9 protein-coding genes are annotated in these 14741 nt (G+C 40.6%); 3 read left to right on the top strand and 6 right to left on the bottom strand.

Annotation, left to right across the window (positions count from 1 at the left end; all coding sequences use genetic code 11):
- The first annotated feature begins 36 nt into the window (after positions 1-36).
- Positions 37-2370, top strand: coding sequence for a tetratricopeptide repeat protein (locus ACUTVW_RS19770; protein WP_445647344.1), 2334 nt, complete (start codon positions 37-39; stop codon positions 2368-2370).
- Between the two features lie 77 nt (positions 2371-2447).
- On the opposite strand, the gene ACUTVW_RS19765 is transcribed toward ACUTVW_RS19770, so the two are convergent.
- From ACUTVW_RS19765 to ACUTVW_RS19745, 5 genes are all read right to left on the bottom strand, one after another.
- A complete protein-coding gene (locus ACUTVW_RS19765) occupies positions 2448-3683 on the bottom strand; it encodes a hypothetical protein (RefSeq protein WP_445647343.1) in 1236 nt (411 codons plus the stop codon).
- A 43-nt stretch (positions 3684-3726) separates the two neighbouring features.
- Positions 3727-4665 carry a tyrosine-type recombinase/integrase gene (locus tag ACUTVW_RS19760; protein WP_445647342.1) on the bottom strand — a complete coding sequence of 313 codons (939 nt, stop codon included), beginning with the start codon at positions 4663-4665 and terminating at the stop codon, positions 3727-3729.
- 132 nt (positions 4666-4797) lie between these two features.
- Complete coding sequence (locus ACUTVW_RS19755) at positions 4798-6138, bottom strand: glycoside hydrolase family 32 protein (RefSeq protein ID WP_445647341.1); 1341 nt, start codon at positions 6136-6138, stop codon at positions 4798-4800.
- 223 nt (positions 6139-6361) lie between these two features.
- The gene (locus tag ACUTVW_RS19750; protein WP_445647340.1) at positions 6362-7513 is read right to left on the bottom strand and encodes an iron-containing alcohol dehydrogenase; all 1152 of its coding nucleotides are present in this window, start codon (positions 7511-7513) and stop codon (positions 6362-6364) included.
- Positions 7514-8147: 634 nt separating this feature from the next.
- Positions 8148-9842: a M3 family oligoendopeptidase gene (locus ACUTVW_RS19745; RefSeq protein WP_445647339.1), complete on the bottom strand. Its 1695-nt coding sequence runs from the start codon at positions 9840-9842 to the stop codon at positions 8148-8150.
- Between the two features lie 672 nt (positions 9843-10514).
- Here ACUTVW_RS19745 and ACUTVW_RS19740 point away from each other — a divergent pair.
- Together ACUTVW_RS19740 and ACUTVW_RS19735 are read left to right on the top strand one after the other, a co-directional pair.
- On the top strand, positions 10515-11270 hold the full coding sequence (locus ACUTVW_RS19740; protein WP_445647338.1) for a hypothetical protein: 756 nt from the start codon (positions 10515-10517) through the stop codon (positions 11268-11270).
- Positions 11271-11392: 122 nt separating this feature from the next.
- Entirely contained in the window at positions 11393-11605 is a 213-nt protein-coding gene (locus ACUTVW_RS19735) for a hypothetical protein (RefSeq protein ID WP_434751474.1), read from the top strand.
- A gap of 187 nt (positions 11606-11792) precedes the next feature.
- On the opposite strand, the gene ACUTVW_RS19730 is transcribed toward ACUTVW_RS19735, so the two are convergent.
- On the bottom strand, positions 11793-14540 hold the full coding sequence (locus tag ACUTVW_RS19730) for a PAS domain S-box protein (RefSeq protein WP_445647337.1): 2748 nt from the start codon (positions 14538-14540) through the stop codon (positions 11793-11795).
- Positions 14541-14741: the final 201 nt, after the last annotated feature.

The raw sequence follows: 14741 nt of genomic DNA, 5'->3' as shown, positions 1-14741 counted from the left end.
TACATACTAATAACTATAAATTATTTGGAGGTTTGTATGTTTACAAGCAGTTTATGGAATCTCGGGTCTTGGGCAAATGCTCTTACAATAATTGGGGTCTGTATCCCAGCGATAATTGGAGTATCTAAATATATAAAAAAAACAAAGAGGAAAACTATATTTTCTGATTCAAAACCTGACATTGCATACTTTACTGATAGAAAAGAAATCACGAAAGATATTTTTGAGGAATTACAAAGCTCTAATGGAAGACAAATGTTTCAAATATTTGGTCCTCCAGGCGTAGGTAGAACGGAATTCGCCAAATTAATAAATATGGCAGTCAATTATAATTGTCAGACGCAAGATGAGGTGAATTTTATTAACTCAACCGGATATAGAAAAGAATTAAATGTGCAAGCTTTTTTCATAACATGTGAAGATGAAAGTTCATACCAGATGGCAGTTAAACAAATATTTGAACTCCTACTAATTGATAGGGAACCAGGCCTTAGTTACGCATTGACTGCCCAGTTGATTGCTAAAAAAATTCGAAACAAAAAGAGAACCGTCTTTATTTTTGATGATATCAAAAACTATGACGAAAAAGATAAATTCTATAAACTTTGTAATGAATTAATTGGAAAACTGAAAAAAATGAATTTGAATAGTCAATGTATCTTTATGCTATTCTATTCTGGTGCAGTGGAGAGAAAAGAAATAAATAATAGTAATATAAGAACTTCTGATATACTCAATTTTGAGAAAGATTATATGATTGAATATTTGGATAAGAAAAATATTTCACTGAATGATACGGACAATGATAAACTGTTTTCTCTAACAAATGGTAACATTCATACGCTTAGTTTGATCGCTGACAAGTATAATGCAGATATTAATAATGAGAAGATGAACTCTATAAATTGGGAACATGTCACTGATATTTTCTACCAAGATATAAATGATGATGAGAAAAGATTGTTTAGATGTATATTATCTTTGTCAATATCTAAAAATGAGGTTTCTAGAAAAATGCTGGAATCACTCATTGATTCTGCCCCAGATACAATAGGAAAGCAACTTGATAAATTAGTAATAGAAGGTTTATTGAGAAAAAACAAAAACTTTTCTTATTCAGTCACAGAAGCTTTGCTATTACCATCAATTAATAAAGAGATTGAATACATTCAATATTCCCAGAATAAAATACTGGATTTAGTTCAGCAGCAGAAACTGTTTGTGGAGCATAAAATTGTTCATGAATTCATCCAAAGTATTGAAACAGATGTTAAAGCGAAGCATATAATAAATACACTAAAAATTAATAATGACGCTAAAGATTATACAACTACTCTACGAATCCGTTATTTATTTAAAAATATTTTTGTACTTAAAGAACAGATTGAACATCAAAATGAAGTTGATTCTGTTTTGTTTTTTGAAAATTTGAGTTACTATATTGCAGAAGCATTAACGGGTTACGGCGCATATCAGGATGCAATTGAAGAGATTGAAATGAATACCAATCACAGTATAGTACGACCGGATACTGTTTCGTCGGATAACTTCGATATAGTTTTTCTGTTAGGCAATTTATATCATTTACAAAATGAATATGCAAAAGCTATAGAACATTTTAAAAAGATGATAGATTCGACACATGTAAGACAATCCTTGAAATATAAATCTAAATGTTATTGGGCGGTAGCCCATTGTTATCGTCATATGGGTCTTTTGGATCTAGCTATAGATTTTTATAAAGAGTCTATAGAGATTTGTAAGATCGACACTGTGCAAACAAGAGACATATACATTAAATGCATGAACGAAATGAATAATATTTTCTTTTATCGGAACGAAAAACAGCCTTTTAGCTTTAACACAATTGATTCTTTTATCAAAGAAGAAAATTCGGTGGCTGATCTTTCAACCAATAAATACAAAGCTATTGAGCATGGTATACAAGGAAACTTTGATAAAGGAATACATTTATTAGAAAAAACGATAAAAATATATGAGAAGAAAAGTGAACGCTTGCAATTCAATTTGTATTTTGAAATGGGAGAGTTGTTAAGACGCAAGAAAGACTTCAAGAAATCCATAGGATACTTTAAAAAAAGTTTGGATGCTTCCCTTCTGAATGGAGATAAAAATATTGAACTATACAGTAATTTGGGTATACTCTCCGTTGAATTAGAAACAAAGCAACATCACTTTACAAATTCAAAAGAAGAACAATATCAATTACTTGAACACTGTTTAGGACTTTGTAAAGACAAAGATGATAATGTTTGTTTTGAGCTTGGTAGACAGCATGTAGGGATAATTCTCAATATCCTAAATAATAAAGCACCTGGCTTGTACGATAAAATGCTACCTTTATTTTAACCATTTGAAGTTTTATAGAAGTATGAGAATAGTAAAACCCATACCGCATTAATTAATAATATGGTATGGGTTATTTTTCATAATTTCATTGAAGAAACACTGAAAGTGAAATTCAAATCTTCTGGTACTTTCAAGTCTTTAATTTGTTTCTGTATATTTGGGTTAGAATATTGCAAACTTTGTACTATTCTTGCTATATGCACTATAGGATTTTCTTTCCATGCAAGTCTTGCTATCTCTTGAGTCCCTAGCCTTATACCATAGTCATTAAACAACTTTTTGTTCTTCTTATTGAGTGTAACATTATTTCTGAAAGCATTACTGAACATAGTATTCATAGTATCTTGGCTCGTTCTTATAAATATTTGATGTGTAAACGTAGGTGTGTTGTTAAAAAAAGGGATATCAAAATCATACTCTTTAAGTGCCCTCCCTAAATCTCTTGAATACTCTATCGTTTTTCTTGCATAATCTACTCCGAATTTTTCCATCTCAAACAAAGTATAAAGTAAACTTACGACTTGATGCATTTGGGTATTCCTAAGATATTTAGGGCTTATGTTTTCGTCCAATTCTTTTGCTATTTCTTCATTATTAGTCATGATTAGACCATTGGCTGGTCCCGGAAGTGTTTTGTGTGTCCCACCAAATAACACGCAGTTTATTGGAGTAGCCAGTGGATTAGCTACTTGTTTCCCTGCAATTAACCCTAGCGTTTGGCTAGCATCATATAAAAATAACGTTTGGGAAGGAAGTTTCAATTTATTGTAATCTGGAGCCTTTATAATATCCGATGGTGCATATAACAAATATTTTATATCTTCTTCAACTAAGGTTTCGTAGATTTTTTCATAATCTAAATCGAATTCTTCATAGTCATAAGGCATGTCAATGATTTCTAAACCTAACCTTTTACATACATGCTCCATTGAAGGGTGTCCGCCTGATGAACTAGTGGAAAGCATGATTTTATCTCCAATATTAGTAAGAGACATCAACAACGATGTAACACAGTTCATACCTGATAAGGTTCTAGCATCAGCATACTTTGCGGAAAATAGTTTTAAACATTGTGAATTAATTAGTTTATAAACTTCATATAAATGTTCACTCCCAATAAAATTATCCTCAATACTAAATGAATTAATTCCATTCATTATGTATCTCTCTTGATAATCTTTTAGTAAAGGTAACTTAGTAAAATCTGACATTCTATTCTCGGCGGCACATAGAGGTAAGGTGAGCCTTTTTTTTGCTAAATAGTCTTCTTCGTTTTTTTTGAAATTCAAATAACCTAAAACTGTTTCCAACACTACAAAACCTCCAAATAATTTATAGTTATTTGGAGGTTTTTCTCTACACTTTTAAGTTATTTCGTGGATTAAATCTCGACAGGACATCCTTCTTTCTTTCGACAGATACTTCAGTATATATTTGTGTTGTACTCACATTGGTATGTCCAAGAATTTCTTGTACAGATCGAAGGTCTGCACCATTGTTCAAAAGATGTGTTGCAAAGCTATGGCGAAGATAATGAGGCGTTGAATGTTTACTTACGTTAGACATATCTCTAAATTTATAAAAAATGTCTTCAATTGAATATATAGAGAGTCTATGACCATATTTATTCAGAAAAAGGGCGTTACTCTGAGGTTCAAAGTGTTCACGAGCTTGAAGCCAGCTCTTGATCTTTTGAATCACCTCTTCACTCGATATATATAACAGTCGTTCCTTACGGCCTTTTCCAAAGATCAGCACGGTTCGCTCTTCAAGATCGATATGTTCAAGGTCTATGCTAACCAATTCACCAATTCGAATCCCAATGACGTACAACAACTCAATAATTGCAGCATTTCGCAGGTTTATTCTTTTTCGAAAAATCGTGTGTAACTGTTTCATATGCTCTTGCGGAGCATTCAACAGTTTTTCAATCTCATTCACGGACAGTGTCTTGGGAATACGCCTTGCCGTTTTGAATTTCTTCCCGTAACCATTGATGGGTGATTCTTTAAGATCTCCGTTCAGTACGAGGTAATTAAAAAACGCTTTAAAACATATGTATTTTCTCTTAATCGTAGAGTCTTTTAGTATCTGTTCACTCGTTAATTGTTCAAGATACCTGCGCAAATTCTCCCTGGTTACTTCGTTTAATTCGTTGGAATCCAGCCATTGCACAAGTCTATTTAGATCAGAGAAATAAGCTTTGATGGATTTATGGGACAGATTGCGTTCCACACTTAAGTAGATCTCATACTGTCTCAAATACTGGTTTAGATCAATTATGCTGAGTTTCATGATGCCTCCTGATGTGCATGTCATATGCTGCCAATAGTCCGACCTACATTATTACGCATTCGACTTTATTTGTGAAGATGCCTTCAGACATACTTCAATATTACACGACAAAAAAGCCGGATTTCTCCGGCTCTATACATCGGCTATTTTACACTCCAATTGACCCATATAGCTTACATAGGCTTTCAGATCATATACGACATTGCTCAACACATACTGCCCCTGATTCACAAAAATCTCAATCAAATTAGGCTCTACAAAGATATTAAGTTCACATTCCCCTTGCAGCTCGGGAGTCTGAAACTGAAGATCGTATTGATCCAAGCCTCTAAATACCTCTGCACGATCCGTATGCAACCTGCCACCTTCCAGCCACACACGATAACCGCCAATGTCCAGAATTTCATGTTCCTGCAACACGGTTTTCAGTTGAAACGGTTTAGTATAATCAATCTGCTCGATAGCGATACTACTTTTAAAATACGCTTCCACCTCAGGATGCACACGGAAATAAACATGTTCATTCTCCACCTCAATCACTCGCGGCAATGCCATCATGCCAATCCACGGATTCTCACCCGGTTTCTCTACAGGCAATGGCATTCGCATCCAGGCTACCATGACCCGGCGCCCTGCGGCATCCAGATTGGTCTGAGGGGCATACAGATCCCGACCATAATCCACCATTAACAGGTGATCTGGTATGACGATATCACAGCTTTCCTCTTGAAAAGAAACCAGACTGCACATGGCATGACTCGTATACAGCGGCCCATCATGAATACCTTCTGGAGACATCAACAAGACCGTGTGCTGCGCATCAGTAAGAAGATCAGGCAAGCTGAACATATCCGGGCACTCCCACATATAACCCAATCCTGGCTTGGTATAACTATTAACGACCGACCAATGGAACAGATCCTCACTTGTATAGAACAAAAGTTTCCCCTGCTGATCTCTCGTCTTTGTACCTAAAATCATGTAATACCGATCCTGATGCATCCATACTTTTGGATCACGTGTATGTGTACGATCCCCCAGATCAGAATCAACGATCGGTGGTATGATCTGCCGCTTAGAGGTCAGGTTATCAAACGTATAGCCATCCTCCGAGATCATCACAGCCTGACTCGATTCGAATCGATCATCCACAATCACATGAACGTTCTCCTCATTGATCACATCATATTTCACAGCGGTATAAAATAAAAACAATTGTCCCTGTACCTCTAATGCCGTGCCTGAAAAACAACCATTCTGGTCATACCCTTTGCTTGGAAACAGAGCGATAGGATGGTGCGTCCATGTGACCAGATCCGGACTGGTTGCATGCCCCCAATGCATCGTGCCCCACTGCAAGCCATAAGGGAAATACTGATAAAACAAGTGATATTCTCCCTTGTAGTAAATAAATCCGTTCGGGTCATTCATCCAGTTACCTGGTGCTTTTACATGTAATTGATCTTCTTTCATCACGGCCTCCATCAACGATTTAAATGAATCTGATTTACCATGTATGTAACGCTGCCCTCTTCAACTTTTTTACACCAGCATATGTACAGGTATCCCCTGATTCATATCTGTTCAAGTCAAAAAAGCCGCCGATCTCAGCGACTTCAATTGTAACATTATTTTTTTCTCTGTAGTCTACATTTGAGAGTATATATCTAAGATTATATTTATCATTTATTCCGGGTTAAATAATCTTTCGGAACAGGTCGATAACCTCATCCTTGGATGGTTGATACGGGTTTCCTGGTGCACAGGCATCTTTCATCGCATTACTTGCGAGCAGTTCTACATCCGGGTTCTGTACGCCGAGTTCCGATAACTTCTCAGGAATGCCTACTTCTTTCGCCAATTCTCGAATTGCCGCAATCACATAGTCCGCACATTCCTCGTCGCTACACTCCTTCACGTCCATGCCAATTGCCTTGGCGATATGACGGAATTTGTCAGGTACATGTTTGGCGTTCATCTCCTCGACATAAGGCAGCAGCATGGCATTGCATACTCCATGCGGCAGATCATACACCCCGCCCAATTGATGGGCCATAGCGTGCACATATCCAAGACCCGCATTATTAAATGCTATGCCTCCCAAGAAACACGCGTATGTCATATACTCCCTGGCTTCCAGATCAGTCCCATCCTTCACAGCCCTTGGCAAATATTCAAAGATCAACTTGACTGCGGCTGCAGCCGTTGCACTTGTAACCGTAAAACCACCAGGTGTAACCATCGCTTCTACCGCATGGGTTAAGGCATCCATGCCTGTAGCTGCCGTCAGACTGGCAGGTTTATTCAACATGAGCTCGGGGTCATTCACCGACAGATCAACTAGACAGTTTCGATCCACCATCACCATTTTCACTTTTCGCTCCTCATCTGTAATCACATAGTTCATCGTTACTTCGCTTGATGTGCCAGCTGTTGTATTCACAGCTACAAGCGGAACTGATTTGGTTTTGGATTGATGTAGTCCTTCATACTGACGGATGTGTCCACCATTCGCAGCAACGATACCAATTGCTTTGGCAGCATCCTGCGGTGAACCTCCGCCTATCGATATAATGGCGTCACAGCCATGGCTCTGGAATACTCGTAATCCTTCATGCACTTGATGGCATGTTGGATTGGGCTGTACCTCATCATATACGACATAGTCTAACCCTGCTTGCCGCAGTGCAGACAATACACGCTCAGCGACACCTGACGTAACCAGTGCCTGATCTGTAACAACCAGAGCTTTGCGTATACCCATCTGTCCAATCATTGGAGCTGCATCCTGCAAACACCCTCTACCCATCAAATTCACGGGTGGAACATAATATGCATGCGTTGCCATCTGAATCAGCCTCCTGTAACCCTGATTTACTATCTTTATTGTAACTGAATCCGTTTCCAGCTATAGTGAAATAAATCACAATCACTTGATAAATGTTACATTGTCCCATCTTGTGACAAGGAAGTTTAAAACTTATTTCTTGTTCTTTTTAAATTTTTTATTTTTTATTTTTTATTTTTTTAATTGTTTAGTTTCGTGCTTGTTTGCGTAGCTATTCGTTTATTTTTATCGATGCTATGTATCCCGTACTATGTTTCCAATGATATTTATGCGCAAAAAAGGCGACTTATCCCCTAAAGAGTCTAAGTCGCCTTATCTTGCTGCATAGCCATAGTTTATTTATTAGCTAGAAAATTTGGACAACTATAGAAGGTCGCTACACACCGCCCAAGTTCTAACGCTCGCCAGAAAGCCTTACTTCCCCTCATTCTCGCATAAAAAAAATCTAACGATCCTCAGCGACGCTATTGAGCTCATTTTGAGCAAAACTGAAGCCAAAACGGGTATATTCCACCAAATAACGTTCCTACGGTTCGTTAGAATCGTGGATCACGCCAAAATGGCGAAATAAGCTCTGTGGAGATCGTTAGCCCATACCACAGCAGGCAACACAGTAACATGCGGAAAACCTTACTTACAGTGCTTTGTCGTTCACACCATCAAGCCATGCTTCGATATCACCAATGACAGAGGACACGCAGCCGTCTTCAAACGGTGATTTCAAACCAGCAAGCTCTACCAGACCAGTGAAGGACAGGCTACCACCTGCTTTGCACAATGTCAGATAATCCGCCCATGCCGATTTCATATCTTCATTGCTGCGTTTCCAGAACTGGAATGCACAGATTTGAGCCAGCGTGTAGTCGATATAATAAAATGGCGATGAGAAGATATGGCCTTGTTTATGCCAAAATCCACCTTGCTCCAAATACGCGTTGTCTTTGTAGTTGATATGTGGCAAGTAAATCTTCTCGATATCGCGCCAAGCCTGCTTGCGTTCAGCCGGTGTTGCATCTGGGTTCGCATAGACAAAATGCTGGAATTCATCTACAGCTACTCCGTATGGAATAAACAGCAGCGCAGAGGACAGATGATCGAACTTGTACTTGTCCGTATCTTCCTTGAAGAACAGCTCCATCCACGGCCAAGTGAAGAATTCCATGCTCATGGAATGAATCTCTGCAGACTCATAGGTCGGCCAATTATATTCAGGCACAGCAAAATTACGGCTTTCGTACACTTGGAACGCATGTCCCGCTTCATGTGTCAACACATCAATGTCACCTGATGTACCATTGAAGTTGGAGAAAATAAACGGTACTTTGTAATCGTTCAGGAACGTACAATATCCGCCGCCCTGTTTACCTTTTTTGCTAACCAGATCCATCAATTCATTCTCGGTCAACATCTGGAAGAATTTATCGGTCTCTGGCGAAAGTTCCGCGTACATCCGTTTGCCGTTCTCCACAATCCAATCTGGATCACCTTTGGGGGTTGGATTACCCGTCTTGAAGCTAAAGCCTTGATCGTAGAAATAAAGCGTATCTACATCAATCCGGCTGCGCTGACGTTCTCTGAGCTTGGTTGCAACAGGTACGATGTAATCTCGAACTTGTGCACGGAAATTCGCGACCATCTCCGCGTTATAATCCGTACGGTTCATACGGACATAACCGAGCTCCACGTAGCTTGGATAACCCAGCTTTTTCGCAATCTGTGTACGTACCTTCACCAGCTCATCGTAAATGCGGTCGAACTCCGCTTCATTCTCCGCCATAAACGTATACCGGGCTTCTGAGGCACGTTCCCGCATGGAACGATCTGTAGACAGCTCAAACGGATGCAACTGAGGCAGTGTACGCTCTTCCCCTTCAAACGGAATTTTAGCCGAAGCAATCAGCTGATCGTATTCCGTAGAAAGTTTGTTTTCCTTCTGGAGATCTTCAATGATCTCCGGGCTGAATGTTTTCAAAGCCTGATCGGCGAGCAGGAACAGTTGGGTTCCCCACTTTTGCTCCAGTTCCGCACGGAACTCGGAATTCACCAGCGCACGGTAGTAATCCGTAATATACTCCTGAACAACGGGCTGACTTTCATCCACGAACTCATTCTCTGCCTTATAAAACTCATCATTGGTATCAATGGAATGTCTGATATAGACAAGCTGTGCCTGGGTTTCGAAATCACTGCGCAAGGCATTGATCTTGTCCATGAATTCACTTTGCTCTTCCACTGAAGACGCTGCTTCAAATCCCTCCAGTAGTTCACCGAAAGAAGTCTTGATGTGTTCCAGATCGGGACGTGTATACGTATACTCGCTAAACTTCATTTATGTACACCCTTTCCTGTTTGGCAAATTTCGGGAAAAACCCGAGAGCTATCCCCTATTATACAAAAGTGAAGCTTAAAAATCCCAACTTTATGAAAAATATTTGTCCATCGGTCAAATGTTATCCATGCGAAGAACGGAACAGTTTACATCATTACGTGAGTTACCTATACGCTCCGTTTAAGTATGCTTCATAATACTAGAATCGTATCAACACAAATAAGCCCGCTCCGCATCAGCGAAGCAAGCTTATAGGCTTGTCTTTTTTTAAATGTTACAGATGATTGGCAAATTAGTGTTTATCTTCGTCAACAATCTTATAGAACCAGCCCATTCCAATCATACCCACAACCATAATCACAGCCAGAATAATAATATAAGTCATGAATGTACCCCCCTTGCCCGTATATTCATCTCTATACTAGTGTACACGCGGAATGACGGTTTGAATTGACCGAACATTGACAAAAATACGAAATCTTTAATTTTAATCAACCCAAAACGTCACATTTGTTATTCTTTTCTCCAAACTACATCCTTGTTATCTCACCATAAGACTTGTCTTATACAACTTGTTAGCATCTACAAACGTTCCGTTGTATACTATACTTCTGGATTGGATGGATATGGACATTACATCAATATATTATCACAGAGAAAGGCAGGAGCTTCATGTCAACTCGCATTTCTTTACACTCCTTATCACTTGCTCTTATGCTTGCCTTCATGCTGATCATGTTATCCGCCTGTGCGGATGGAGAAGCCCATGTGACTGTAAATACGAATGGAACGGCAGATCTGGATCTGAATCTAAGTGTGTCGGACTCCGCTCTTGGCAAAATTGGACAACACAATATGATGCCTTTGCTAGCTGAAGCATTGGAACGTAATAACTTTAAGGCAGAAGTGACCAAACAGGCAGATCAGAGTGTGTTAAAAGCAACGACCCATTATGAAAAAAGTAATATGACCGGGTTCGATTCCTCCAAGCTGCCACCAGGTATTCAGATCGAACAATCAACGACCCCGGGTTTCTTTACTTCAAAAATGCATATTACTGCCGAAGCCGACCTTATGGAATCCATGCCAGAAGGGGATATTAAAGACAAGATCAACAACGTTCCAGGTTTTCTCAAACGACTTTTGTTAAAAGATGTGAAATTTGATTTCAAACTGTCTCTCCCGATCCAAGCCGAGGATTCCAATGCAGATCAAGTGCAGGATGGTGGTAAAACGCTGATCTGGAACATTTCTCCCCTGCAAAAGAATACGCTGGATCTGACCGTACAAATTCCGAACATTCGGAATATCCTTTTAGTCTCCATCACTGGCCTTGTGCTGATCCTGTCACTGCTCATCTGGTTCTTTATCCGGCGCAGACGGGTAAGACTGCAGCAAAATCCGACGGAACATCGTGGAAATTCATGATACTCATCCTGCTATTGGATTTGTGACTTGCCAAACGGTGTTATGGATAGTAGAATACATCCGTACTGTATGAATGGTTAACCAGATGATTTAAGCAAAAACTAAAGAGGTGAACAAGTTTCATGAATATCCGGGAATGCGCCCTGCCTGGTATCGGGGTGAAGTACCAGTTTCATACAAAAGGCGGTAATCAGTTAGTCATCATCAAGCATGAGGACGGACGCCGTGAATTATTTTCGGTAAATCCGCAAGATGATGAAGAACTCACGCTGATTGCAGAATTGGAAGATGATGAATGTGTAACCCTCTCAGGATTGATCGGCGGATGGTCTTGAGTACTGGGTTCCATAACATTACAGCAGATTGAAACACTTAAAAAACAGTTGCCCCAAACACAAAAAAAATGTAACTTTAAACACGAAAAAAACCTGCACTCCAACGGAGATACAGGTTTTTTTGTATTCATCATGTATTAAACGCATCATTGGTTGAACACGTTCTTGTCTGGCTCACAGATGCCCATCAATTCACCTTCTGTGAATGGATATAGGGCACCCATGTGTTGAGAACCCGGATAATTTCTGCCGAGTGGAAAGGCTTGCTTATAAAGTCCTGCATTCCGCATTGCAAACAAGCTTGGCGGTCACGTTCCCCTGCAAAGGCTGTAATTGCAGCGATCACGGGGATTCGTGGATGAGTTTTCCTAATTTCACAAGTTGCTTCAATCCCATCCATTACTGGCATTTGAATATCCATAAAGATTAGATCATACTGCGTTTTCGCCAGTAGATCCACAGCCTGCGCTCCATTGCCCACCACATCGCATACACCGCCGAATTTGCGCAACATCTCTTCAAGCAGATGGCTGTTCACGGCCTGATCCTCGGCGATTAATATGCGAATACCGCTGGCAAGACTGTTTCGATCCGGCAGTTCCAGCCTTGCTGCAAGGTGATCTTCTACACATACAATTTCTTCTCTCCACTTCTCTAATACAATGGTGAACTGGAATTCTGCTCCCTGACCAATCTCACTTTGCACACCAATGGCTCCGCCCATGAGTTCTACCAGTTTCTTGCTAATCGCAAGGCCCAAGCCCGTGCCTCCAAATTTACGATTAATCGCTGGATCCAGTTGGGAGAAGGATTGAAATAATTGATGCTGCTTATCCAGTGCAATGCCGATGCCAGTATCCTTTATCTTGAACGATAACAGATGATGATCCGGACCATATTCTGGCGAATGATCCATCTCCGCAATAACCGTAACGCTTCCCTTTTCGGTAAATTTAACCGCATTGCCCACCAAATTAATAAGAATCTGACGAATCCTTGTCTCATCTCCACTTACACGTTCAGGAATCTGTGAAGAGATCTCACTAAATAGTTCAATCTTCTTCTCCGCAGCTTTGATGGAAAACAGCTCCATCACACTGTTCAGCATGTCCCGAATATCTACCGGCCCTTGTTCCAAATCCATTTTACCTGCTTCAATTTTACTGAAGTCCAATATTTCATTCAAAATGTACAGCAGCGACTCCCCGCTATCAATCATAATCTCCGCAAATCCTCGCTGCTCTTCGTCCAGCTCTGTTTCCATCAACAGATGTGCCATTCCCATAATCCCGTTGAGCGGCGTACGAAGCTCGTGGCTCATAATAGCGAGAAACTCGGATTTGGCACGATCGGCGTGCTCTGCCGCTTCCTTCGCACGAATGATTTCTTTTACAGATGTCATATCACGGAACACCAGTACGGCACCACGTGTTTTCCCTTGATCCATAATCGGCTTGAGTTGGAACTCCGCGAGAAAGCTCGATCCGTCCTGTCGCCAGAATACCGATTCTGTCCGCGGCAATGCCCTTCCTTCACGTACAGCCTGCAAAATAGGCGTACCTTTCGCCGGATAAGGAATGCCTTCACTCTGCATCTGTATCATCATTTTCTCCAGAGGTTTGCCATTCATCTCGTTTGGACAGATGCTCATCATCTCCGCCGCTGCAGGATTGGCAAAATTCACATTCCCATCCAGATCCAGCCCAATGACCCCTTCGGACATGCCGTTCAAGATCAGTGCTCTTTCGTAACTTAAATTTTCAATCTCTTCGACGTAACGTTTGGCAGATGTAACATCACTCGTAATGCCATAGACACCAACGACTTTGTCTTCCAGTAAAATAGGAACATTGATGACACTTGTCTCAATTCGCTGCCCGTTCTTGTGAATCAAGCCAATCTCGTAGCTCTGGGCTATGCCCTTCACCGATTCTTCAAAGTGATAACGTGTCTTCTCCAGATCTGCCGGATCAATCAGATGATCAAAAGGCCGGCTTAACAATTCATCTCCGGTATGACCTGTCAATTGCTCCTGCCCCGTATTGGCTTTCAGCAAATTCCCGTCCAGATCCATAGAAGCTACTCCAAGCGGATTACAATCAAACAAAGACTGATACTCTTGTAAATTCAACTGCTGCTGTTTACTGTCTGTAATGTCTCGAGTGACTGCCACCATCTCCTGCAGCTTGCCTGACTCATCGCACACATAATGGGTCAGTGTATCTGCCCATATAATGGAACCGTCCTTATGCTGCAGCCGATAACTAATGCGCTCCGGTGCAAGTCCATTCATCTGACCACGGATATAGGCCTGTACGCCCGGAATATCGTCCGGGTGAATGCAGAACATTCCGGATCGTCCGATCATTTCCTCGGGTTCGTAACCGAGCATGCTTCTGCTCGCATCAGATACATATTTAAATGTACGCTCAGCGTCCGCCTCATGAATTGCAATCAAATCCAGTGAGGATTCAGCCAGTATACGTGAAATACGACTACTCTCTTCCAGCTGTTTGCGCTGTTCAAGGAGTCGTTCTTCCGCCTCTTTTTGGTTCGTAATATCTGCAGCTTGTACCAGTAAATACAATGGCTCTTCCGTTTCCTCGTCCCGGACAATGCATGCTCTAATCGTTGCCCACAGCAACGTACCATCTTTTCGTTTCAAACGCACCTCCGTTTCGTACATCGGCTGTTCACCGTTGGTCATTTCCCAGAAGTTTTTCCGAAACTCTTCGTACCTGAGGTCTTCTTCATAAATCATATGTACAACGGAAGTATGTAATAGTTCTTCCTCCGTTGATCCAAGCATCTCGCAAAAAGCGGGATTTAATTGCACCCATAGTCCATTAACATGAGAAGCGACCGCAATTCCGATTGGCGCGTGTGTGTATAATTGTTCGAACAGAGACCGGCTCTGTGTGATGGAGTTTGACACTACATATCCTCCCTTACCTTAAATGTAAATGTTGCTTAAATCTAAATTGAATGTTGTTTTAATGCGAATGTAATGTTCTTCGTATGAACACATGAACCTGAACATAACTTTATCTTATAGTGTTGTACCCCAAATGACACGATTGTTAAACGAAACACAAGCAAAAATCTCAGACAAAAATCGACATGATCAGATCTTCGG

The sequence above is a fragment of the Paenibacillus sp. TSA_86.1 genome (assembly GCF_052691815.1).
Note: the sequence above shows the minus strand (reverse complement) of the source record. Positions and strands in the feature narration are given on the sequence as shown.